22 protein-coding genes are annotated in these 22,571 nt (G+C 57.7%); 14 read left to right on the plus strand and 8 right to left on the minus strand.

Annotation, left to right across the window (positions count from 1 at the left end):
* Window positions 1-177 precede the first annotated feature (177 nt).
* Window positions 178-1,035: a hypothetical protein gene (locus Q0915_RS27070; protein ID WP_299482309.1), complete on the plus strand. Its 858-nt coding sequence runs from the start codon at window positions 178-180 to the stop codon at window positions 1,033-1,035.
* A 502-nt stretch (window positions 1,036-1,537) separates the two neighbouring features.
* Window positions 1,538-2,167 carry an ANTAR domain-containing protein gene (locus tag Q0915_RS27075; RefSeq protein WP_299482306.1) on the plus strand — a complete coding sequence of 210 codons (630 nt, stop codon included), beginning with the start codon at window positions 1,538-1,540 and terminating at the stop codon, window positions 2,165-2,167.
* 2 nt (window positions 2,168-2,169) lie between these two features.
* Here Q0915_RS27075 and Q0915_RS27080 read toward each other — a convergent pair whose 3' ends face one another.
* Window positions 2,170-4,134 carry a sigma 54-interacting transcriptional regulator gene (locus Q0915_RS27080; protein WP_299482303.1) on the minus strand — a complete coding sequence of 655 codons (1,965 nt, stop codon included), beginning with the start codon at window positions 4,132-4,134 and terminating at the stop codon, window positions 2,170-2,172.
* A gap of 661 nt (window positions 4,135-4,795) precedes the next feature.
* Here Q0915_RS27080 and Q0915_RS27085 point away from each other — a divergent pair.
* From Q0915_RS27085 to Q0915_RS27135, 11 genes are all read left to right on the plus strand, one after another.
* Window positions 4,796-6,010, plus strand: coding sequence for a CmpA/NrtA family ABC transporter substrate-binding protein (locus Q0915_RS27085; RefSeq protein ID WP_299483411.1), 1,215 nt, complete (start codon window positions 4,796-4,798; stop codon window positions 6,008-6,010).
* 75 nt (window positions 6,011-6,085) lie between these two features.
* Window positions 6,086-6,937 carry a nitrate ABC transporter permease gene (ntrB, locus tag Q0915_RS27090; protein ID WP_299482300.1) on the plus strand — a complete coding sequence of 284 codons (852 nt, stop codon included), beginning with the start codon at window positions 6,086-6,088 and terminating at the stop codon, window positions 6,935-6,937.
* Between the two features lie 71 nt (window positions 6,938-7,008).
* Window positions 7,009-7,956, plus strand: a complete 948-nt coding sequence (locus tag Q0915_RS27095) for an ABC transporter ATP-binding protein (protein ID WP_299482297.1) — start codon at window positions 7,009-7,011, stop codon at window positions 7,954-7,956.
* Window positions 7,956-8,405, plus strand: coding sequence for a cyanase (gene cynS / locus Q0915_RS27100; RefSeq protein WP_299483409.1), 450 nt, complete (start codon window positions 7,956-7,958; stop codon window positions 8,403-8,405). Before Q0915_RS27095 ends, cynS begins: the two co-directional genes overlap by 1 nt.
* Window positions 8,406-8,441: 36 nt before the next feature.
* Window positions 8,442-9,506 carry a GTP-binding protein gene (locus Q0915_RS27105; RefSeq protein ID WP_299482294.1) on the plus strand — a complete coding sequence of 355 codons (1,065 nt, stop codon included), beginning with the start codon at window positions 8,442-8,444 and terminating at the stop codon, window positions 9,504-9,506.
* Entirely contained in the window at window positions 9,503-10,624 is a 1,122-nt protein-coding gene (locus tag Q0915_RS27110) for a hypothetical protein (RefSeq protein ID WP_299482291.1), read from the plus strand. Before Q0915_RS27105 ends, Q0915_RS27110 begins: the two co-directional genes overlap by 4 nt.
* Window positions 10,625-10,710: 86 nt before the next feature.
* Entirely contained in the window at window positions 10,711-11,157 is a 447-nt protein-coding gene (locus Q0915_RS27115; RefSeq protein ID WP_299482289.1) for a DUF1636 domain-containing protein, read from the plus strand.
* On the plus strand, window positions 11,157-12,017 hold the full coding sequence (locus Q0915_RS27120) for an ABC transporter ATP-binding protein (protein ID WP_299482287.1): 861 nt from the start codon (window positions 11,157-11,159) through the stop codon (window positions 12,015-12,017). The genes Q0915_RS27115 and Q0915_RS27120 overlap by 1 nt, the downstream gene beginning before the upstream one ends.
* Window positions 12,014-12,961: an ABC transporter substrate-binding protein gene (locus Q0915_RS27125; RefSeq protein ID WP_299482285.1), complete on the plus strand. Its 948-nt coding sequence runs from the start codon at window positions 12,014-12,016 to the stop codon at window positions 12,959-12,961. The genes Q0915_RS27120 and Q0915_RS27125 overlap by 4 nt, the downstream gene beginning before the upstream one ends.
* Window positions 12,962-13,027: 66 nt before the next feature.
* The gene (locus Q0915_RS27130) at window positions 13,028-14,002 is read left to right on the plus strand and encodes an iron ABC transporter permease (RefSeq protein ID WP_299483408.1); all 975 of its coding nucleotides are present in this window, start codon (window positions 13,028-13,030) and stop codon (window positions 14,000-14,002) included.
* A 32-nt stretch (window positions 14,003-14,034) separates the two neighbouring features.
* Window positions 14,035-14,499, plus strand: a complete 465-nt coding sequence (locus Q0915_RS27135) for a nuclear transport factor 2 family protein (RefSeq protein WP_299482282.1) — start codon at window positions 14,035-14,037, stop codon at window positions 14,497-14,499.
* A 90-nt stretch (window positions 14,500-14,589) separates the two neighbouring features.
* Here the strand turns inward: Q0915_RS27135 and Q0915_RS27140 are convergent, their stop codons facing one another.
* From Q0915_RS27140 to Q0915_RS27170, 7 genes are all read right to left on the minus strand, one after another.
* A complete protein-coding gene (locus Q0915_RS27140; protein ID WP_299482279.1) occupies window positions 14,590-15,213 on the minus strand; it encodes a 2-hydroxychromene-2-carboxylate isomerase in 624 nt (207 codons plus the stop codon).
* A gap of 114 nt (window positions 15,214-15,327) precedes the next feature.
* A complete protein-coding gene (locus Q0915_RS27145; RefSeq protein ID WP_299482276.1) occupies window positions 15,328-16,182 on the minus strand; it encodes a sulfurtransferase in 855 nt (284 codons plus the stop codon).
* Window positions 16,183-16,242: 60 nt separating this feature from the next.
* Window positions 16,243-17,367 (minus strand): acyl-CoA dehydrogenase family protein, encoded by a 1,125-nt coding sequence (locus Q0915_RS27150; RefSeq protein WP_299482273.1) that lies wholly within the window; start codon window positions 17,365-17,367, stop codon window positions 16,243-16,245.
* A gap of 74 nt (window positions 17,368-17,441) precedes the next feature.
* Complete coding sequence (locus Q0915_RS27155; RefSeq protein ID WP_299482270.1) at window positions 17,442-17,981, minus strand: OsmC family protein; 540 nt, start codon at window positions 17,979-17,981, stop codon at window positions 17,442-17,444.
* A 41-nt stretch (window positions 17,982-18,022) separates the two neighbouring features.
* Complete coding sequence (locus Q0915_RS27160; protein WP_299483406.1) at window positions 18,023-18,793, minus strand: ABC transporter permease; 771 nt, start codon at window positions 18,791-18,793, stop codon at window positions 18,023-18,025.
* A 101-nt stretch (window positions 18,794-18,894) separates the two neighbouring features.
* The gene (locus Q0915_RS27165) at window positions 18,895-20,169 is read right to left on the minus strand and encodes an ABC transporter substrate-binding protein (protein ID WP_299482267.1); all 1,275 of its coding nucleotides are present in this window, start codon (window positions 20,167-20,169) and stop codon (window positions 18,895-18,897) included.
* Window positions 20,170-20,205: 36 nt separating this feature from the next.
* A complete protein-coding gene (locus Q0915_RS27170; RefSeq protein WP_299482264.1) occupies window positions 20,206-21,042 on the minus strand; it encodes an ABC transporter ATP-binding protein in 837 nt (278 codons plus the stop codon).
* A gap of 322 nt (window positions 21,043-21,364) precedes the next feature.
* Between Q0915_RS27170 and Q0915_RS27175 the strand changes: the two genes are divergently transcribed.
* Window positions 21,365-21,958 carry a TetR/AcrR family transcriptional regulator gene (locus Q0915_RS27175; protein WP_299482261.1) on the plus strand — a complete coding sequence of 198 codons (594 nt, stop codon included), beginning with the start codon at window positions 21,365-21,367 and terminating at the stop codon, window positions 21,956-21,958.
* Window positions 21,959-22,571 lie beyond the last annotated feature (613 nt).

Here is a 22,571-nt window from a genome sequence, read left to right on the forward strand (position 1 = left end):
CTCATCCCGTTTAGACAAGGACAAACGAGATTTAGCAGAATAGTTGTTTTTCGTTCCTGGTTTTATCCGATCGCATCTTAGGCTCAGTTTGGGTTCTAACATACCGCCCGCAAAGGTCGGGAGACCGTCCACTCTATTCGGTCGGCGGCGAAGGCCGCCAACGTTCATGCCAACACCATGCGAAAAATATTTGAACGGGAAGGTTTTCATGACAACACGGATATCTCCCCCCTTCCAGATCATCGGGTTATCACGTCAAACGAGAGACTTGACACGATCATCTCCGAGCTTCGAGAGGCAGTGCCAACGTCTTCCGTTATGGAGCGCATGCAAATCCCCAAACACTACCTGACGAGCATGATCGCACAGGGGTATTTGCGAACCATCACCGGATCCGATCAGCGCGCGAACGCAAAACATCAATTCTTCCCTCAGGACGTGACCAGAGCGCTGACGCGAATGTTCGAATGTGCGGAAATAATTTCCGAATATTCCGATCGGCACCTCACGGTGCCGGAAGCGCGGGCAGTTGCGGTGACTTCGATCGATTTCATCATGAGTTTGGTGTGCGATGGCAAACTGAAATGGAAAGGACGGCTTCCGGGGTCTGAAGTGTTCCCGCACCTTCTTGTCGACGTGGACGAAGTTCTCACGCTCGTTCGTCACGAGGCACAAGGTTCTGGAATTCCAAAGCGACACATCGAGAATCATATTCCCGGCATAGGCAAGCATGTCTTGAGTTTCATCGAGGCCGGATTGCTCGAGTTGGTTGAGGAGTTCAGCCCTGACGCCCGCCGGATGGTGCCGGTGATTTCCAGGGAGAGTGCTGATGCATTTGCGGAAAACTATGTCACATTAGGTGCACTCTCCAAAATGCACAGTCTTCACCACCGACAGGTGCGAAGCATATTGAGTTCTTTTGGAATCTCACCGGCGTTTGATCCTGCCGACATTGGCACGTACGTTTACGAACTCCGTGCACTTAAGGAGGCGGCACAGCGAGAAACGCAAATTTGGAAGATCGATGTGAATTGACCGTTTGAACATCGAACCATTGTCTGCATTGCTCCCCCATTTGGGACGTTTGATGAACTGAGACCGCATCCCGAACGCGGACGTTCAATCGAAATGCAGCTAATTCACAGCATGGGCGGGAAGCGAACGTTTGTTGCGGAATGAACGAAACTCCGAAAACGCAGAACTGGCGGTCGGCACTAACCTGCTGTTGGCGCAGCACCATTCAACGGGTCGCTGTTCGCCCAAAGCTACAGCGGATAAAGCTCAGCTGGAATCATTTGATGGCGTAGATTTGCTCCTGCGGCCAGGCGCGTCGTGCAGCGCGATACCGTGTATCGGGCAAACGGTGCAACGCAGCCGATGAGCAAATCTATGTCACCCTTATCATTTTGAAGTCGTGATCAAATCAACGAGGCCAGGCCGGATGATTTTTGTTTCAGGCCGCGTTGGCCCGAGACCCGGCAAAACATGCCGGACTTTACTGGTTGCAATATTTGAGACGGGAAGCCAGTTTGGATACATGGCCGAGACAGTAAATATTCGTTTGAAACCGACCGTGCTACACAGAGCAATGCTGATTGATGCGCAGCCCGAGCGAGCGCATTTGTTCGCGTCTTTCATGGCGGATCGCGGATGCCAGGTGTCGGCGACTGCGAGATCGGTTGCCGAAGTCCTCACGCAGCGCGGTGATGTCTGGGGTGCAGAAGACGATATCAGCTTGCTGGTGCTCTACACGACGGATCTTTCGGTGAAGGACGTCAAGGATATCGAAGAGCTGACCAAAGCAATCGACAAGCCCCTTCTCGTCATTACGGAAAGCAGCGACCCCCAGGTGGTGGCGAACGCCATCGCGGCGGGTGCCTCGTTCTGCCAGCCACTTGGTGTCAACGCGGACAGGCTTCAGTCTGGCGTCTTCGGCGCAATTGAAGTTCACAAGCGGCTTCTGAGCTTGCAAAAAGAGCGGGATCAGGCGGTTCAGGGCTTGAGTGAACGCAAACTCATCGACAGGGCCAAGGCAATCGTTATGGAAAGTCGCGACCTGAGCGAGCCTGACGCGTTCGCGTACATGCAGCAACTCTCAATGACCCGCAACACACCGCTGGCAGAGATTGCCCGCTCGATCATTGCCGCCAAGGACCTGCTGGGCTGAGGTTACGGCTTGAAACTCCTCGCATCGATCTTGAGTTTCTTTAACCGCGAATAGAGCGTTGTCGGTTTCATCGCCAGGCGTTCGGCCGCGCCGCCCGGGCCTGAAACCTTGCCGGCGCATTCCATCAGTGCTGCCCGGATTGCCTCTATCTCGGCGCGCTGCAAATCCGACCGACTGGTGATGATTTGCATGGACTGAGCGGCCACCGCCTGGGTATCAGCAAGTTCGTCCGTTTCCTGGTTCTCTCCGGCAAGCGCAGCGGGCCGCACATCTGTTTCACTCGGCTTGGGAAGGTCGAAAGCCAGTTTGCCGCTCCTGGACAGGATCACGGCCCGTTCGATGACGTTCTCCAGTTCGCGGATATTTCCCGGCCAGTCGTAGGCCTGCAATTGGTTTATGTTGGCGACGGTGAGTTGCGGCGCGGTCGTTCTGTTCAGACGCTCAACGGCACGCTTCATGAACAGTGTCGCAAGCGGGGGAATGTCCTCTCTCCTTTCCCGCAAAGGTGCCGAGTGAATGGGAAAGACGGCAAGTCGGAAATAAAGGTCTTCGCGGAAACTTTTTTCCATGATGGAGTGACGCAGCTCCCGGTTCGTCGCGGCGATGACACGCACATCCACCTTCATGGTGCGTGTGTCGCCCACGCGCTCGAACTGTTGTTCCTGAAGGACCCGCAACAGTTTTCCCTGTTGCTCCAAAGGCAGTTCACCGACTTCATCGAGAAACAGGGTTCCTCCATCCGCGAGCTCAAACCGCCCTGCCCGCGCAGATACTGCGCCGGTAAACGCTCCCTTGACGTGCCCAAAGAACTCGCTTTCGAACAGTTCAGCCGGAATTGCTGCGCAATTCACGCGGATGAGCGGTCGGTCGCGGCGCGGGCTTGCGTTGTGGATCGCATGCGCGATCAACTCCTTGCCGGTCCCTGATTCACCCGTGATAAGGACGGTCGCCTCCGTTGGCGCAACAAGGTCGATCTGTTCGACGGTCTGCGCGATCGCGGGACTTGAGCCGACGATCTCATGCCGGTTGTGACGCTCCTCCAGCTCGTCCAGCAGATAGGCTTTTTCCATTTCAAGGCGGGTTCGAAGCTGCTCGACCTCTGCCAGTGCCTTGCGGAGCTGGTTCTCCTGTTTCTGCTGCTTGGAGATATCCCGGAAAACCACAACGGCGCCAACCAACTTGTTGTCGTCCTCGATTGGCGTTGACGTGTATTCCACCGGGAAACTGCTGCCGTCCTTGCGCCAGAAGACTTCGCCGCGCACCTCGTGAACTTCTCCGTCCTTGAAGGCCAGATAGATCGGGCATTGATGGATGGGGTAGTCATCGCCGCATGCATGCGAATGGTGAATGACGTCGTGTGCCACCTTGCCCACGATTTCATCCGCCTTCCAACCGAGCATGCGTTCGGCTGCCGGGTTCACAAACGTGGTTTCTCCCAGCTTATTGACGCCGTAAATTCCCTCGCCCGCCGCATCCAGCAAAAGTTTGTTGCCGTGCTCCAATTCCCGGAACATCTGGTCGGCTCTGCGGACTGCATCCGGCTCTCCCCTGTGCAGAGCGGCAAACTCGGCCCTGGCCATACGCTTCCGCTGCCGGCGCGCGTCGAACAGCAGCATCGTAATGTAGGATTGTCCTTCGGGCGTCGAAAGAGCAGCGTGGCAGTCGATTTCGTAAGTACGACCGTTCGGAGTTTTCAGCAGAAACTCCGATTGCCATCTGCCGGGACCGATCAGACAAGCCTCGGTCAGCACATGCAGCTCCGCCAAAACCGAACGAAAAAGCTCACTGGGCCTGCGTTGAAGAAGTGAATCGGCATCTTCACCGAAATAGCGCGCGCAAGGCTCCGCCGCCATCATCACCCGGTCTTCGATCGGGTCGATGACCAGCGCGGCATAATTTGCGTTGTCGAACAAACCGCCGGAAAGACTTACGCGTTTTGCGTGCGTGAGAAACAGGGTTTCATTCATAACGCGAATTTTCCAACGACAAAACAACGACTTAGTCCATGCAGACTAGGTCATATCTTGATATCTCGTAAATAAAATTTCTGAAATTTCGTAATTTACGAATTCTCGTAAAGCTGAACCAGCGTTTTCAAATCGCGCAAACTATTGTTTTTTTTCAACTTTTAATTTTCCACAAACTGGCACAGCTCCTGCAAAGAAAAATTTGCTCAAGCGTCCCATGGCTAATGGCGGTCAATTCGACGGGAGGCTTTCACCGTGAAGCTGAACTGATGGTGGTTTGGCGGCGCAAGGCCGATGGGGGCCAAACGGGCGGCATTGCGGTTTCGTTCAAGCCGGATGACCCGCCCAGACTGTCAAAGGACGAATTCACATGGGTGCTCTAAGCAATCCTTTTGACCCGAATGAAATTTTGTGGACCGGCTGTCCTTGCGGCATGCACGCCACGATGTACGAACATCAGCTGGCAATGTCGCAATCCGCGACGGGATCACGGTTTTACACCTCTGAAACGACTGGGGCGGAAACTGTCGAGCAATCCGTCCAGCAGCAGCAGGCTGCGCACTCGGACATGCGTGACGAGCCGGAAATTGCGAATACGGACCCCGACGTAGACTGGAATGATCAGGAAGCCGTGCTCGCGCGCTGCGTTGAGTCAGCGGTCATGAAGGGGATCTTCGGCACCGACATGAACCGCCGGAAATTCCTGCGCGGCGTTGGAAGCGCGACGGCGCTCGCCGCCGTGTCGCAATTCGTACCGCTCGATGCGCTGAAGGCGGCGATCATCGATGCCAAGGGGCCGCTCGAAAAAACCAAGCTCAATGTCGGGTTTGTGCCGATTACCTGCGCAACACCGATCATCATGGCGAAACCGCTCGGCTTCTACGAACGCTACGGCCTTGATGTTGAGGTCATCAAAACTGCCGGCTGGGCGGTGTCGCGCGACAAATCGTTGTCGGGCGAATACGACGCCGCTCACATGCTCACGCCGATGCCGCTTGCCATCACCGTTGGTGCCGGTTCCACCTCGGTGCCGTGGACAATGCCGGCGGTCGAAAACATCAACGGTCAGGCCATCACCCTCGCAAACAAGCACCTCGACAAGCAGGACCCGACAAAGTGGAAGGGCTTCACCTTCGGGGTTCCGTTCGAGTACTCGATGCACAACTTCCTGCTTCGCTACTATGTCGCGGAAGCCGGACTCGACCCCGACAAGGACATCCAGATCCGCGTGGTGCCGCCGCCGGAGATGGTCGCCAACCTGTCGGCGGGCAACCTCGACGGATATCTCTCCCCCGACCCCTTCAATCAGCGTGCCGTGTTTGACGGTGTCGGTTTCATCTACAAGCTGACAAAAGAGATCTGGGACGGTCACCCCTGCTGTGCGTTCGCTGCGAGCCAAAAGTTCATCGACGAGACGCCGAACACGTTCCTTGCACTGTTCAAGTCGATCCTGGATGCGACGGCCTATTCCCAGGATCTGTCAAACCGCCCTGAAATCTCTGAAGCGATCTCGCCGAAGAACTACCTGAACCAGCCCACAACAGTTGTTCAACAGGTACTCACGGGCCGTTTTGCGGATGGTCTCGGCAAGGTGAGAAACGAGCCGACCCGGATCGACTTCGATCCGTTCCCCTACCACTCGTTCTCGGTCTGGATCCTCTCGCAGATGAAGCGCTGGGGCTACATTGAAGGGGATATCAACTTCAAGGACATTTCCGAACAAGTCTACCTGGCCACAGATGCGCAGGCCGTCATGAAGGAGATGGGGCAGACACCGCCGGACATCACCTACAAGTCCCACACGATCATGGGCAAAACCTTCGATCCTGCCGAACCGGACGCTTACATCGACAGTTTTGCCATCAAGCGGACCTGATCAAGAACCTGATCTGGGCGGCGACCGCTTGTCGCTGCCCGGTCAACCCAGACAAAGAGAAAGAGCACAACGGGCATGACAACGACGAACAATTTCGGACTGAAGGCAGGACTTTTGTCCATCGTGATCCTGCTGCTGTTTCTTTTCGGCTGGCACATGCTCGTGGTGGCGCAGCAAGGGCCCGCCGCGGAAGGACTGGATCCCGAATACGCCGCGCTGCTGGGAAAACAGGCGACCGAAGGCGACAGCGCCTTGCCGAAACCGCACGAAGTCGGCGCTGAACTCTGGCAGCATATTTCAGACCCGTTCTACGATGCCGGCCCAAATGACAAGGGCATCGGCATTCAGCTGGCCTATTCGCTGTTCCGCGTCCTGACCGGGTTCGGTCTGGCAGCGTTGCTTGCCGTCCCGCTCGGTTTTCTGATCGGAATGAGCCCGGTCATCTATCAGGCGCTCAATCCCTTCATCCAGCTTTTGAAACCGGTATCCCCGCTCGCCTGGATGCCATTGGCTCTCTACACCATCAAGGACTCCAGCCTGTCCGCGATCTTCGTGATTTTCATCTGCTCGATCTGGCCGATGCTGATCAACACGGCCTTCGGTGTCGCCAATGTGCGCAAGGAATGGCTGAACGTTGCAAAGACGCTCGAAGTCAGTCCGCTTCGAACGGCGTTCCGCGTCATCTTGCCGGCGGCGGCTCCGACGATCCTCACAGGCATGCGCATTTCAATCGGCATCGCCTGGCTGGTGATCGTCGCCGCCGAAATGCTCGTTGGCGGTACAGGGATCGGATACTTCGTCTGGAACGAGTGGAACAACCTGTCGATTACGGGCGTGGTGTCCGCGATCGTCTTTATCGGCCTCGTCGGCATGTTCCTGGACATCCTTCTGGCGCACGCGGCGAAACTCGTCGCCTACGCGGAATAGGCGATCCCATGTCCGAAGCACCGATTCAATTTACACCTCCCAAGTCGCACTCCGTCTCCCAAGGAACCGAAATGGCCGATAAGCCCGACACCCCTTTACGCAAGATGATCCAGGTCGAGGGGCTGGAACGTCGGTTTCCCAATCCCGGAGACAAGGGCGAAACACAAATTTTCGGAGACGTCAGTTTTACCGTCGCCGAAGGTGAGTTCGTCTGTCTCATAGGTCATTCGGGCTGCGGCAAGACCACACTCCTGAATATTCTGGCAGGTCTCGACGGCCCCTCCTCCGGCCACGTGATTGTCGATGGGAAAGAGATCTCCGGACCGAGCCTGGACAGGGCCGTCGTGTTTCAGGGGCATGCGCTTATGCCGTGGATGTCGGCCATGACCAACATTGCGTTTGCCGTTGAATCCCGCTGGCCGAACTGGAGCAGCGCCGACGTACGCAAGCACTGCCAGAAATACATCGACATGGTGCATCTGACAGGGTCCGAGGACAAAAAGCCCGCGCAGCTCTCAGGTGGCATGAAACAGCGTGTCGGCATTGCACGCGCCTTCTCAATCGAGCCGAAGATCCTTCTGATGGATGAGCCTTTCTCGGCGCTCGACGCCCTGACACGCGGCAGTTTGCAAGATGAACTTGTCACGATCTGCAAGGCAACCAACCAGACGTCGTTCATGATCACGCACGATATCGATGAGGCGATCCTCCTTGCCGACCGGATCGTGCTCATGACGAATGGTCCGGAAGCGCGGGTCTGCGAGATCGTTGAAAACACCCTGCCCAAGGGCCGCACACGATCCGACATGCATACGCATGAAAATTACTATCCGATGCGCAATCACCTGATCGAGTTTCTGGTCAATCGGTCGAAGAATTTCGCCGCGGAGATTTCCGCCGCCGATTTCGACCCCCGCAATCCCCCCATCGCCCGTCCGGCTGCCGCATCAGGCACGAGCGGCGAGCAATCCCTACCGTCAAACGACGCTTCGGCGACACAGGAGAAGAAAGCATCATGATTTCGCGTGAAGAACTAACCGAGAAAATCGTCGCCTACAAAACCCTGAACGGCAAGAAGTGGAGCGAGATTGCAGATTCCGTCGGTCAGTCAAAGGAATGGACGACAGCAGCTCTGCTTGGCCAGATTTCCCTTTCCAAGGAACAGGCAGAGGCAGCCGGCGCGGCAATCGGGATCAACTTCTCCGAAGAGGAGATCGCCCAGCTGATGACCGTGCCCTACCGCGGCTCGCTGCCGAGTTCCGTTCCGACCGACCCTCTGATCTACCGGCTTTATGAAATCGTGATGATCTACGGCACCACGATGAAGGGCCTCATCGAGGAAGAGTTCGGAGACGGCATCATGTCCGCCATCGACTTCGATATGGATATCAGCCGCATCCCGGATCCGAAGGGCGACCGTGTCAAGGTCACGATGTCGGGCAAATTCCTTCCGTACAAAACATACTGAACCAGGCAAGCGTCACGTCAAGGGAGCTCGTAAGTCATGTCAGAAATTCTCAACGAATCCGGTGGTTCAGCTTGTGCGGAAGAGGTTTGCCAGGACGATGCACGCACCGTGCCCGTCAAGGGCTCATCCGGCAAGACACCTGTGACAATTCTCACGGGCTACCTTGGAGCGGGCAAGACAACGCTGTTGAACCGCATTCTCACCGAGCAGCACGGCAAACGCTACGCAGTTGTCGTCAACGAGTTCGGTGAAGAAGGGATCGACAACGAGCTTGTGCTTGATGCCGAAGAAGAAATCTTCGAGATGAACAACGGCTGCATCTGCTGCACGGTTCGGGGTGATCTGATCCGCATTCTCTCGGGCTTGATGGATCGTGCGGAGGAGTTCGACGGTATCCTGGTCGAGACCACGGGCCTGGCCGATCCTGGCCCGGTCGTACAGACCTTCTTCGTCGACGACGATTTGCGTGACCGTGTCAAGCTCGACACAGTCGTAACGCTGATCGACGCCAAGCATTTTCTGAGCAAGGTCGACAGCCAGCACGAGGCCGAGGAACAGGTTGCCTTTGCCGACGTCCTGATCATCAACAAGCTTGATCTGGTCGATGAGGCCGGGCTGGAAGCGGTCAAGTCAAAGGTCCGCCAGATCAATCCGCACGCGCGCCTGTTCACCACCAGCAAGTCTGGCGTAGATCTCGCCGAGATCCTCGATCAGGGATCATTCGACTTGCAAAAGTTGCTCGAACTCGAGCCCGGTTTCCTGGAAGAAGACCCCGAAGACCACGAGCATGACGACAGCATCACCTCCGTTTCTCTAACCTGCAACGAACCCATCGATGCGAGGCGCTTCTCAGAGTGGATGAGAACGCTCATCCGCGAGCGTGGCACCGATATTTTCCGCAGCAAGGGCATCCTGAAAATCGCTGGCGACGAGCGTCGCTATGTCTTTCAGGGCGTTCACATGGTCATGGATTCCGAATGGGGGGCAAATTGGGAAAACCATGCGCCAACAAGCCGGCTTGTTTTCATAGGACGCAATCTCGATGAAGCCGAGCTCAGCGAAGCCTTTTCCGGCTGTGCCGTGGCCCGGGAGGCAGCATGACCCTCTCGGCTGTTCCGGAAACCGAAATGCCGATGCCGCTTCCCGGTGCTGTTGACCAGGGCACGACACGCGTCGCCTACGGCATCACCCATAAGAGGCTCGATGTTGCCGCAAATGTCACGGCGATCAAGGGACTGCCATGTGATCTGGCGGGGTGCGGTGTCGCTGTCGGCCTCGGGAATGGCGGCCTGGCCGTTTTCGGCGGTGACGGGCTTACCGGCCCGGATCTGACCGCCCATGGTGCCGCCGTAACAGGTCTGGCCGGATTGGAGAACACGCTCTACTCCATCGCGCAGGACAACAAACTCTATGCGCACGACCTAAACTCGGGCGCCAACAGCCTTTTGTTCTCGTCAAGCGGCCAGTGGCTTTCGTCCCTGACAACAGCGCCGAAAACCGGCTACATCGCCTTCGTTTCCGGGAAAACAGCGTTCGTCTTGCCGACCAGCGCCAGTGAAGCCGGGGCACGCGACTTTCAGTTTACGGAGCACCCGAGCAGCCTGTCCGGGCTGGCATTTTCACCGGACGGAAGGCGGCTTGCCGTCAGCCATTACGACGGCATTACCTTGTGGCCCCTGGACGGTTCCGGCAAAGGCGAAATGCTGCGCTGGAAGGGGTACCATATCGGCGTGTCATGGTCGCCGGACGGCCGCTTTGTCGTGTCTGCGACGCAGGAACGCGAGCTTCATGTCTGGGATCTTGTGAGCGGCAAGGATTATCGGTTGGGCGGTTATCCGGCAAAAATACACGAGCTCGAATGGACCGGCCCTGACAATGGTCCGGCGAAACTTGTCTGTTCCGGTGCCGATGTCATCACTGCATGGCCATTTGGTGATGTGGGACCCGATCGTCTTCCTCCCGTGGAAATCGGGTATGTCTATTCGGGCCGCGTGACCAGCGTCGCGTCGCATCCAAATCGCAGACTCGTCGCCGGCGGTTACACCACCGGAACTGTTTTGATCGGCGGCCTTCAAAAGGGCGAAGCGGCCTACGCACGTATCGCGGACAACCAGGAAATTTCAGCGCTGGACTGGGTCAAGGGCGGCCGGGTTCTTGCCGCCGGCACACGTTCAGCAACGCTCGACCTCATCACTGTCGGAGAGCTGAAAGTGCAATAACAGCGCATGGCGGTCGGCACACGTGCCAGAAACCTCCACGCAAGACCGGTAACGATTGAAGCACGCTTTACGGAAAGCACAGCGACTTGAGTACAGTCACGACGCACAGAATCCATATCTGCACCAAGTGCCGCGCGCGAGCGGACACGACCAGCGACCCACGCGGCAATGAAACCGTCTCCCCCGGGGCACGTCTGATCTCCCGACTGCAAATTGCGCTCGACGCGAAACCGTTTTCCAAACCCTTTGAACTCTCCGGGGTCGAATGCATGGCCGGGTGCAATCGTCCCTGCACGGTCGCTTATCAGGCCGATGGAAAGGCGGGCTATCTTTTCGGAGACATCGATCCTGACGGCAGTCTCGACGCACTGGTCCGGTTCGCGCACCAGTATGCCGAGCTTGAGACGGGCTGGTGCAGCGCGACAGAGCGCCCGATCGCCCTGCTTAACAAGACGCTTGCGCGGATACCGGCGTTAGGCGCGGGTGAGCACCCAAAGAAAATATCCTCAACGTCTCGGGATGGCAGGTTGTGATGAATGCATATTGTCCCCTGTCCCCTGTGCTCGAACTGAACGCCGCCTCTTTCCACACCAGGAAGTCGTCAACGAATGAAGCGATCTGGCTTGTCGACAGGGTCACGCTGTCCGTCATGCCGGGTGAAATTCTCGCGCTTGTGGGCCGGAACGGTGCCGGCAAAACTAGCCTGATCAGAATGATTGCCGGTCTGACGCGCGCTGATCACGGCGACGTCAAGCTGAACGGCGCACCAATGGAGGGCTTCAGCTGCCACGAACGTGCCCGCCACATTGCCTATGTGGGTCAGTCAAGCGAACCCGACGGGCGGCTCAGTGTCAAACAGTACGTGGCCCTTGGTCTGATGCCGCACGGTGGCCTGAAGCCGGGTTGTCAGGATCAACGGGTCGATGAGGCGCTCCGCATTGTGGGCCTTGTAGGCTTCGCGAGCCGGAAGATGCAGAACCTGTCCGGCGGCGAGCGGCAGAGAACGATGCTCGCACGGGCGCTCTGCCAACGCCCGTCCCTTCTGGTTCTGGATGAGCCGACCAATCATCTTGACCCAAGCGCCAGAGGAGAATTGCTGAGTTTGGTCGCGTCTTTGGGGATCGCCGTGGTTGCCTCCTTGCACGACCTCACGCTCGTGGATGATTTCGCCGATCACGTCGCGGTTCTTGAAAACGGCCGCTTGATCGCTCTTGGCACACCGATCGAAGCGCTGACCAGCGAACGCGTCCGGGCCGTATTCGATGTCGACCTGCATCGCCTGCCGAATCCCGTAAGCGGCGCATCGATTCCGGTTCTGGACGTTCCAATTGTTCGGACGCGCAACTTGAGCCTCACCGATTTTCCAACAAACCCGAAAGGCCGTTTCCAATGAAAGCACTTTTGATTGCAGCACCCCTCGCGCTGCTTGCAACCTCCACGCTGGCCGAGCCGGTCAGCGTCGACAATTGCGGCACAGACCTGACCTTCTCAAGTGTTCCGGAGCGGGTTGTGGTCCATGACATCAACATGTCCGAAATGGCCTTTGCACTTGGTCTTCAGGACAAGATTGTCGGCCTGACCGGCATAACGGGCTGGTACAAGACAAGTCCGGAATTTGACGAACAGCGCGGCGATATTCCGGAACTTGCTCCCAAGTATCCGACTATGGAAAACCTGATCGCCGCTTCTCCGGACCTGTTTGTTGCAGGCTGGTACTACGGCATGCGGCCTGGCGGCGAAGTCACGCCGGACACGCTGGAAGCACAAGGCATCCAGACACTCGTTCTGACGGAAAGCTGCGTGCATCTTCACGAAGACCGCCCGGTCGCGTCGATGGATCTTCTCTTTGACGACATGGTGCGGCTCGGAACTGTATTCGACAAGAAAGAGGAGGCCGAAGCGCTTGTCGCGGGCTGGAAATCGGACCTCTTGGAAATCGACACCGCGATCCCGGAAGAAAACAGACTGCGGGTCTTTCTTTATGATAGCGGCACGGACAAGCCCTTCACGGCCGGACGTTACGCGATCACAACGGCAATGATCGAAGCAGCCGGCGGCAAGAATGTCATGAGCGACATGGAAACCAGCTGGGGCACAACGTCCTGGGAAGCCGTCGCTGCGGCCAATCCGCAGTTTCTCGTCCTCCTCGATTATCAGGACGGCTCCGGCGCTGAAGGCCTAATGAAGTTCCTGAAGGAACATCCGATCATGTCCTTGACCGACGCTGTTCAAAACGAGCGCTACGTCCCGCTTCGCTATGAAGAGCTGACACCAGGACCGTCGAACATTGCAGCCATTTCGAAGATCGCAGAGGCGATGTATCCAGGTTCGTTTTGAGGGTCCTGACATACCCATGAACTTCTGACCCGGCATTTGGCATTGAAACCAACTTATTGGATCCTGATGGGGCTCGCGCTTCTTGTTGGGCTTGCACTCATCGCAATCGCTGTCGGGTCAGTCTCACTGGGCATTCCCATGGTGGTCGACGCACTCGTGAATGCTGTCAGCGGACAGGCGTCACAGAGCATTTCACCGCTTGATCGTATCGTCGTTGATCTTCGTCTTCCCCGTGCGCTCCTGGCAATCCTCGCCGGAGCCGGATTGGGTGTCGTCGGCTGCCTGCTGCAAACCGTGACCCGCAACGATCTTGCAGACCCTTTCCTGTTTGGCCTGTCGTCGGGGGCGGCGGCCGGCGCAGTCCTGGTAATCACGGTCACCGGCGATGTACTCGGCTTCTGGACGCTGCCGCTGGCAGCCTTCATGGGCGGCATGATGGCGTCGGTGATCGTTCTGGTCCTGGTGTCGAAACTATTGCCGGGCGGGCCAGCGCGGCTCATTCTCGCGGGCCTCGCCGTTTCGTTTCTGTTCATGGCGCTGACGAACTACATGGTGTTCGCAGGAGATCAGCGTGCCGCGCATTCTGTCCTATTCTGGACGCTAGGCGGTCTCGGGCTGGCGCGCTGGAACCTGCTTCCTATCGCCTTGGTCGGGTTTCTCGCGGTGTTCGTCTTTGCGCTTCTGCGACATCGTCAGTTCGACAGTTTGCTGGCAGGGGATGAAACCGCAGCTACCCTCGGCGTTGATGTGGAATGGCTGCGCAGAGCCACATTTCTTGTCTGCGCCTTTTCCACCGCCGCCTTTGTGTCAATCACGGGCGTGATCGGCTTCGTCGGCCTGATGGTACCGCATCTCGCACGGAGCCTAACCGGGCCACTGCATGCCAATCTGGTGATCCTGTCCGCCATTCTGGGGGCCGCGATCCTGCTGTCGAGCGACATCGTCGCCCGAACAATCCTGAGCCCGCAGGAACTGCCAATCGGCATCGTCACAACGTCGATCGGTGCGCTCTTCGTACTCGGTCTCGTGAGACGCCTCTAATCTGTCTCAGTTCTATACCAGGAGAAACAAACATGAGCCGACCTCCTTTTCCGCCCTTTTCCCGAGAAACGGCGATTGCCAAGATACGAGCTGCGGAAGACGGCTGGAACGGCCGCGATCCGGCAAAGGTTGCTCAGGCCTACACACCTGACAGCCGCTGGCGCAACAGATCCGAGTTCCCGGTCGGACGCGCGGAGATCGAAGCGTTCCTGACCCGCAAATGGGCCAAGGAACTTGAATACCGCCTAATAAAGGAACTTTGGGCCTTCACCGAGAACCGGATCGCGGTGCGTTTTGCATATGAGTGGCATGACGCGGATGGCAACTGGTTCCGTTCGTATGGAAACGAAAACTGGGAATTCGACGCCGAAGGCTACATGGCGGTCCGGCACGCCAGCATCAACGATGTGCCGATCTCAGAAGAGGAAAGAAAGTTTCGCTGGCCGCAAGGCCGCCGGCCGGACGATCATCCCGGGCTGAGCGACCTTGGATTGTAGAGCTCCAGCATTTGTGAAAGCCGATGCGCGTGCGCTCCAGAGCAGCGTTTTCCAGGATCGCCGTTTCCCGGCGATCTTGAAACCTTTGATTTAAGCCGAGACCGCGCTGAAAGACGGGTCTGTGACGCCCAGCCGCCAGGCCAGAATATCGAGCCTGTCTTGCCCAAAGAACATCTCGCCTCCAAGGACATAGGTCGGCGAACCGGGAACGCCCATTGCGATTGCCGCTTCGGTTGCACTCGCATATCGGTTCAGAGACGCATCACCCATTGCTTCCGTCCACAATGCCCTGCCATCGATGGGCAGGGAGTGAACCAGTTCCTCGACCACATCCGGATCCGACAAATCCAGTTCCAGCGCATAGACCGCTTCAAGCATGGCAAATGAAAGGATATGCGGTTCCATGTCGAGTGCCTGCGCGGCGTGAACAAGGCGCGCAGGCAACTCCACCGGAACAGGCCAATGTTTCGGCTTTGGATTGATCGGCATGCCGAGCCGTTCGGCGCTTCGCCGCAAATCCATGTAGCGATAATTGAGGCGCGTCTGGGATTGTTTGGGTGGCGGGGTCGCTCCTGCCGCAGCAAACACTTTCTGGATGTCGACAGGCTGAAAATCGACCTTGGCGCAGGCTTCAGCTGCTATCCCCATCAGCCGTTTCTCGCCGAGATAGGCGTATCCGGAAATGGGAGCGTAGAAGTATGTGATGGTTTCCATAAGCGTTGCTCGTCACCGCCGCTTGAGATTGCGACGTATGCTGTTGCTGAGGTTTAGTGAAAGACTGCAAGAAAAACGGCGCGGGCCAAAGTCCCGCGCCTTGAACGACTGCGCTCAGTAAGGCAGCCCCTCTTCTATCGGCAATGCCGGGTCGCGAGACCATTCATTCCAGGAACCGAAATAGATCTTCACGTCCTTTACCCCGGCTTCCTTGAGCGCGAGATAGGTGTTGGATGCGCGCGCGCCCTTGAAACAATAGAGCGCAACCGGCGTATCCGGCATGATGCCGACGGTCGCGCATTCCGCCAGCACCTCCTCCTTGCTCTTGATCATCGGACCGGACGGGGTCGGTTTCATCATGCGATACCACTCGATCCATTTCGCACCTGGGATACGGCCCTTGCGCGGACAGAAATCCTTGCCGTAAGGCGAGGAACTCTCCGCGATCCATTCGTCAATGTCGCGGACATCGAGTTTGACGACGCTTTCGTCCTTCACTGCCGCGAGCATGTCCTCGACGCCCATCATCAGGCCCATACCCGTCTCCGAGGACGGGAACGTTTTGGGTTCAGGTGATACCGGGTCGGAAGAAACGGGCATTTCCGCGGCCGTCCAGGCCTCGAAGCCGCCATGCAGCACCGCGATCTTGGGATAACCCAGATATTGAAGAAGAAAATAGCCTCGACAGGACTGACCGAAACCGGAGTTCATGGATTGCTCGTAGATGATCGCCGTTTCCTCGCCGGAGAGACCGACTGCACCAAAGGCGTCCTCGAACTTGCCCTTGAGTTCCGCAATTCCCTCTGGCGAAGACGTCGCCAGATAAGTGAAAATATCATGCACGTTCACAGCGCCCGGAATATGGCCAGCCGCATAGGAGTCCGGGTCCCGCGTGTCGATGACGACACAGGGCGCCGTCTCCATCAGTTGCGCGACTTCGGCGGGGCTGATCAAGGGGGTGTCAGTCATGCGTTTCTCCTTTTCACTCTGTAACTTGTCTGGAGGTCATTCCGGCGCTGATGACAGCTTTCAGGCCGCGCCGAAATCCGCGAGCATCTTGCGGAGCTGCTTGGTCGCGGGGGTCACGATTGCGACAAAATAGGCTTCGCGCAGGCGGCGCTGCGCGGCTCCCTGGCGGACATAACCCCGGGCGCCGCAATGGAGCATTGCGGCATTGGCCGCGGCCACGGACAATTCTCCCGCAGCCAGCCGTGCCTTGATGACACGAATGAAATAGGCCGGGTCTTTCTCGAATGGTGTTTTTGAAAGCTCAAACACTTCCGCTTCAAGCTCGGCAAGCCTGTACCGGAAATAGTCCGGCTGTTCGGGCAGATAGCAATTCACATGCGACAGGCTTGTTCCCGCCTGTTCCATCAGTTCGATGCAGTTTTTGATGAGGCCGAACGCCATACCGGATTGAAGCAGAATGAAACCCGCACGGATACGCGGAATGTAGTCCGTCACCGGGTCAGCGAGGATGTGTTTTTCCGGAATGAAGGCTTTGCGGAATTGGATCGCGAATGTGCGTGTGCCATCCATCGCAACGAATTCGTCGTTTGCAGTGATCTTGACCCCCTCGCCGAAACATTCGGCAACTGCCATGACCATCCTGGGCGTGTCACCGGGCACTGCGAAAACGACCGCGAAGTGATGATTGTCCCCAAGGTTCGAAACCCAGGGCAATGTGCCGGTCACGGAATACCCGCCATCAACCTTCTCGGCCTTCAGCTTGAGCTTCTCGATGCCGAAAATTGTCTTCATCGGGTTGGAAAGACCCGTCCCTCCCAGCCCCTTGCCGTTCGTGAGGTCCTTGCCGATCGTCTTTTTCAGGTATTCGTTTTCACTGGTGGCGATGTACCAGGCGAGCGCGTCCTGACACCAGACACAAAACGCCGTCGAGGTACAGTGTTCGCTCACCGCCGACATTGCCCGGATCGAGGTTTCCAGATCCGGCGTGCCACCATCCATGGAAGCGTGGGGGCTGAACGCGCCGAGCCTGCCAATCGCCCGCATGAAAGCTTCCGGATAGTGCCCCTTCTGGTCAATATCCAGAACAAGTGGCGCAAGATCGGACGCGGCCAGGCTGGCGACTTCGTCAACAACCGACGGCTCTTCCATCGCTGATGCGGCAATGGGCATGGGCTGAATGTTCATGGGACCAACTCACCTTCTACTGGGATTCACAAACGCTGGCGAAACCCGCCGCCAGAGACGGCGGGTGCTGTGTTTCATGCAGACTGCGCAACCATGTTGACGGGGCGCGAGAAGGTGTTGAACACCGGCGACCACTGGCAGACATGAGCGATCAACTCGTCGATGGTTTCCTGAGGTGCGTCGGCGTCCATGTGAACGATCAGGCGGACATCGGTGAAGCCGACCGGTTTCTCACTGACATCGCCGGTGCCCCAAACAGCCGTGATGTTGAGATCGCCTTCAAGTTCCACCTCAAGGGAGTTGATCGTGATGCCGCGGTGGATTGCGTTGGCATGCAGGCCGACGGCAATACAGGAGCCAAGAGCCGCCAGGGAGGCCTCGGAGGGGTTGGGAGCCGTGTCGTCGCCCAGAAGGCCCGGCGGTTCGTCGACGATGTAAGGTTCCAGATCGCGAATGTAGTTCGCGTGCCTGAACTTGCCTTCCGCGACGGTCTTGCACTTGAGCGTCTTGACCGCTTTCGGATCGGCCTTGCCCTTCTCGATCAGACCTTCAAGCCCATCCTTATCGATGGGTGCGAGGCATCCGGTCAGGACGGTTGCGGGTTGACTGGACATTTCTCTCTCCTTTGCATTGGCCCCGTGTGTCGAGAGCCTGGTTAGTCTTCCCGGTGCCAGCTGAGACGCGCGATCGCCTGCTGACAGAGGAAGTCCAATAGAAATCCGATAGTTCCGATGATGATCACGGTGGCGGCGAGCCGGTCGTATTCCAGCGTGTCGCGCGCATCGTTGATCGCGTAGCCGAGCCCGGAGGTGACCCCGAGATATTCTGCGGGGACCAGCACGATCCAGGCAACGCCAAGCGCAAGCCGGATGCCGGTCAGGATATCCTGCGAAATAGCCGGCAGGATAATCGTGAAGAGCATGTGCCATGGCCGTGCTCCCAGATTGCGGGCCACCTTGAACCAGGCCGGATCGACCCGGCGAAGACCAGCAGCCGTTGAAAACAGGATCGGCCAAATGGCAGCGACCGAGATCAGGAAGACGATCGCGCCGTCCCAGGTGGCGAACGCCATGACGGCAATCGGCATCCAGGAAAGCGGCGAGATCATCCTGAGGAACTGGAACGGGATGTTGGTCAGCTTCCTGGCCTGAGCGAACCAACCAATCAGGATGCCAACCGGCACCCCGAGAACGATGGCCCACAGAAGACCGGCGCCGATCCTGTAGAGGCTCGGCATGGTCATCTGATACGCTTCGCCGCTCCACAGCATGTCGCCGAGCCTTGCAAAGGCCGGGACAGGTGCGAAGTCGGCGAAGGCAAACAGTCTCGGATTGTTCTGCACCAGCCAGCCGCCAATCCACCAGACGGCCAGAAGCAGCAACATGCCGCCTATGGCGTAGGCAAGCCCTTCCAGCTGACGGACGATCCACCCCGGCTCAGACCGCAGTGCTTCTTTTTCGGCGGCTCCGGGACTCGTTTCCGTGACCGGGACCGCCGATACTTCGTCCGCAATCAGAGACGACTGGCTCACAGCTCCAGGATCTCCTCGCGGTTGAACGGATCACCGGGGTTGACCGAGGGATCGTTTTTCCATTCGGGGAACTTCTCCAGAGCGTTCTTGACGTAGCTGTATTCCACCAGATCGTCGGCCACGAATTGTGGGTCGAGACCCTTCAGGAAGGTTGTGTCCCCTCCAACAACGGTGTTGTTCATCTCCTCGACGATCAGCCGCGTTGCGGAGGGATAGGGCCAGGGCTGGAAGTCGATCCGCCCATTGCCCCAGCTTTCCGCGTGCTTGATCGCACCGGTGTCAATGTAGCCGCTGTCATCCTGATAGAGCGTCATGGCACGCTCGACGATCGGGGCCGGCATCGGCAGATAGCCTTCGCCGTCCTTCGACATCAGCCGGGCAGCCTCGGCCTTGTTCTGGGATGCGTAAATCTGCGCCTTGACCACGGCGTTCATGACTTTCTGGGTCCATTCCTGCTTTTCGCTGGTTGCCTGTTCATGCATGCAGATCACGCAGCAGGGATGGTTTTTCCAGATGTCGCCGGTGAACCGCAGGACCCGGCCGCCAGCCTTGAGTTCGCCCATGGCGTTGAAGGGCTCAGCAACGATGAAAGCATCGATCTTGCGGCTGGCAAGCGAAGCCGGCATTTCGGGTGGTGGCAGGATTTGCAGATTGCACTCGTTGGGAGCGAGGGCTTCCCCCTCAGCCTTGATGACCGGCGTGACGCCGGATTTGCGCAAGGCGTATTGCAGAACGATGTTGTGCATGGAGTACCAGAACGGCACCGCAACCTGTTTTCCGCCAAGCTGGCTGAAATCGGTGATGTCCGTATGCCCGCCGACGACCAAGGCAGACCCGTTGGTATGCGCCCAGGCCATCAGCTTGACCGGGATCTTGTTGTTGTAGCGCATCCAGACCGGGATCGGTTTCAGGAAGTGCACCAGATTGAATTTGTTGGACACGAAGCCTTCGACCAGCGGCGACCAGCCGCGGATCAGTGTCGGGCGGTCGGCCTTGAGACCTTCCTCCTCGAAATAGCCCATGCCATGCGCGACCAGGAGAGCGGTGGCATCGGTGATCGGAAGATAGCCGATCTTGACGACTTCATCGTCGGCACTCGCAAAAGCCGGCGAGGAGAGCCCGCCAATCAGCGGCGCAAGTGCCGCCATCAGGCCACCAGCTGCAAACATGTCCAGTGTCTGGCGGCGGGTAAAGTCCGAGGCAATGTAGTCGTCATCCCAATCCAGATCGGTGTCGTCGTTCTTGTCGCGTCCGTTCGTGTCCTTGACCATGATGTCCCCTCTTTGTTGAAACCTGCCGCGCCGAAGTCAGTTGACGGCCCGGATAGCCGCCCGTCCCTTTTGCGCGAGCGGAATGGAAGCCGAATGTCTGGCTGCGTCTGCCATCTCCAGTCCTGCGGCCTGTTCGTAGGCAGCAACGAGTTCGCTCCGCACGGAAGCGAATTCCGCGCTGGAGGGTGTCCGCTCGCCCTCTATCGGGTTCGCGACAACCGAATGAATCCGCCCAGGCTCGGCCTGCATCACGAAGGCCCGGTCCGCCATCATCACCGCTTCGTTGATGTCATGCGTGACGATGATCAACGTGATCCCCATGGAGCGGGCGATCCGCCTGATGTCTCGTTGAAGCGCGTGGCGGGTGAACGCATCGAGCGCTGACAGCGGCTCGTCGAGAAGCAGTACGCGCGGGCTCAGCATGAGCGAGCGGGCGAGTGCGACGCGTTGTTGCTGTCCACCCGAAAGGTCCTGCACGTTGCGCTTGGCAAATTCAGAAAGCTCGACCAGATCAAGAAGTTCGGGCACACGGTGCGACGCTTCCTTCATCCGGCTGTTGAAGCGAAGGCCGAGCGACACATTCTGTTCGACGTTCATCCAGGGATAGAGGCTTGGCGCCTGAAACATCATGACCCAGGACGGGTTTGGCCCGGTCACTGTTGCGCCATCGTTGGAAACTGTGCCGGCGGTCGGTTGCGACAGGCCGCACAGGATGTGTAGCAGCGTTGACTTTCCGCAGCCCGAGCGCCCGACAAAGGCGACGGCCTCACCCGGCTGTATCTCAAGCTCGATGCCGTCCAGCGCTTTCATACCGCCACGCTTGTAGGTGTGGCCTATTCCGCTCGCTTGGATATGCGCACCTCTAAAGGTCATGCAAAGCTCCGGCTCTTTGTGTTCAACACCTGGGGCGTGCCCATGAAAACAAACAGGTCTGTTTCCTCATAAGCAGGAGTCGTGCCAAATCGCCCAAAGCGCTGTTTTGCGAGTGAGTCGAGAGAGTTAGAGCGAAGAGACGCAAAGCTTGCTTGAAAGACTGCCCAATTCAGCCGCAAACCGAGCGATCAACAGCGCCTAAAATTAAGTCTGGTGTACTTCGGGTACACCTGAAACGTAGGCGTTCCAGCTTGAGTTTGACACATTGATCGGATAAAGAAGACTACAGATCTGTATTCTTTTTTTCTGAAGAAGGTGCCCCGTGACCGACGCACTGTCCCCTTCGTTCTTGTCCGACCTTGAGCGCTCGAGCGCTCGGGAACGGTTGTTGCTCGCTGCCTGCGACCTCTTTTGCCGTCAGGGGATCAATGTCACCGGCGTCGACGCGGTGGTCGCTGCTGCCGGAACGGCGAAGACAACGCTCTACAAAGCCTTCGGATCAAAAGAGGGGCTCGTCGAAGCGGTGCTCGAACGCGAAGGCAGCCTCTGGCGGGACTGGTTTGTCGCCAAGGTGGATGCCATTCCGGGAGACGCCACCAACAAGCTGGTCAATCTCTTCGATGTCCTGCGCGAATGGTTCGCCGAAGAGAGCTTTTTCGGCTGCCCGTTCATAAACGCGGTCGGTGAGCACGACAAGGAGGACGACCGGATGCGAGAGATCGCGCTCCGCCACAAGAAGATCGTGCTGGACAAGATCCGGGAGCTTGCAAAGGAAGCCAGGCCGCATGATCCGGAAGGTCTGACCCATGAACTCGCGCTTCTGATTGACGGCGCCATCGTTGCCGCGCTGATTACACGCGACCCAGACGTTGCAACCCACGCCCGAAACGCGGCCGCGCGCATTTTGATGAAGTGAGCGGGACTTAAAGAAGAGGCCAGCGCTCGTGTCCGCATCGTGTCTTCTCGGTGAATGGAGTAGAGGTTTCGCTTCATAATCCGGTCGATGTTGAATTGATCCTGACAGAGTCCTCGGCGCCCGTGTCGCCAAAAGCACAGTTGGTGCTTGATAGCTGATCAAGTTCCTTATCGAAGCGAAGCCAACGTCCACTCTGGGCTGAAAACTCCCGTAAGTGGGCGCAGCTGGAATGTCCGGTTTGCCGTATCCAGCGGCCAAATCCTGCCAGTCTCTTCCCGGCCCCTTTGCGGACTATGCTTAGGACCGAGGTTCTTTGCTCTCGTTCACACATCGCGATCCGCTGACTGTTTAGGTGGTAATTTCTCCCTCCCCACTCGTACTGAAAAAATCCAGTCTCACAGTCAAACCCGATGCTTTGCAAGTAGGTTCAAAACTTTGGTCCAGTTTGGCACATATCTTTGGTCCTCCAGTATGACGGAAAGATTTCTATTAACATTTCTAGTTACTTACAGAAGGTATTGTTCAAAACTTTGGTTCCCTCACCAGGAAGACCTGTCCGTGACGGCATAGGATGGACTATTTAGGCCAATAAATGGCTCAAATGGCCAAGAAG

Source organism: uncultured Roseibium sp., assembly GCF_947494555.1.
Classification (GTDB): Bacteria; Pseudomonadota; Alphaproteobacteria; order Rhizobiales; family Stappiaceae; genus Roseibium.

Coding starts and splice junctions, on each gene's coding strand:
- Q0915_RS27095 (WP_299482297.1), top strand. CDS start 7,009: ATGGCCGATAAGCCCGACACCCCTTTACGCAAGATGATCCAGGTCGAG.
- Q0915_RS27070 (WP_299482309.1), top strand. CDS start 178: ATGCGAAAAATATTTGAACGGGAAGGTTTTCATGACAACACGGATATC.
- Q0915_RS27135 (WP_299482282.1), top strand. CDS start 14,035: ATGAGCCGACCTCCTTTTCCGCCCTTTTCCCGAGAAACGGCGATTGCC.
- Q0915_RS27170 (WP_299482264.1), bottom strand. CDS start 21,042: ATGACCTTTAGAGGTGCGCATATCCAAGCGAGCGGAATAGGCCACACC.
- Q0915_RS27150 (WP_299482273.1), bottom strand. CDS start 17,367: ATGAACATTCAGCCCATGCCCATTGCCGCATCAGCGATGGAAGAGCCG.
- Q0915_RS27140 (WP_299482279.1), bottom strand. CDS start 15,213: ATGGAAACCATCACATACTTCTACGCTCCCATTTCCGGATACGCCTAT.
- Q0915_RS27105 (WP_299482294.1), top strand. CDS start 8,442: ATGTCAGAAATTCTCAACGAATCCGGTGGTTCAGCTTGTGCGGAAGAG.
- Q0915_RS27120 (WP_299482287.1), top strand. CDS start 11,157: ATGAATGCATATTGTCCCCTGTCCCCTGTGCTCGAACTGAACGCCGCC.
- ntrB (WP_299482300.1), top strand. CDS start 6,086: ATGACAACGACGAACAATTTCGGACTGAAGGCAGGACTTTTGTCCATC.
- Q0915_RS27085 (WP_299483411.1), top strand. CDS start 4,796: ATGAAGGGGATCTTCGGCACCGACATGAACCGCCGGAAATTCCTGCGC.
- Q0915_RS27125 (WP_299482285.1), top strand. CDS start 12,014: ATGAAAGCACTTTTGATTGCAGCACCCCTCGCGCTGCTTGCAACCTCC.
- Q0915_RS27080 (WP_299482303.1), bottom strand. CDS start 4,134: ATGAATGAAACCCTGTTTCTCACGCACGCAAAACGCGTAAGTCTTTCC.
- Q0915_RS27155 (WP_299482270.1), bottom strand. CDS start 17,981: ATGTCCAGTCAACCCGCAACCGTCCTGACCGGATGCCTCGCACCCATC.
- Q0915_RS27075 (WP_299482306.1), top strand. CDS start 1,538: ATGGCCGAGACAGTAAATATTCGTTTGAAACCGACCGTGCTACACAGA.
- Q0915_RS27165 (WP_299482267.1), bottom strand. CDS start 20,169: ATGGTCAAGGACACGAACGGACGCGACAAGAACGACGACACCGATCTG.
- Q0915_RS27145 (WP_299482276.1), bottom strand. CDS start 16,182: ATGACTGACACCCCCTTGATCAGCCCCGCCGAAGTCGCGCAACTGATG.
- Q0915_RS27130 (WP_299483408.1), top strand. CDS start 13,028: ATGGGGCTCGCGCTTCTTGTTGGGCTTGCACTCATCGCAATCGCTGTC.
- Q0915_RS27110 (WP_299482291.1), top strand. CDS start 9,503: ATGACCCTCTCGGCTGTTCCGGAAACCGAAATGCCGATGCCGCTTCCC.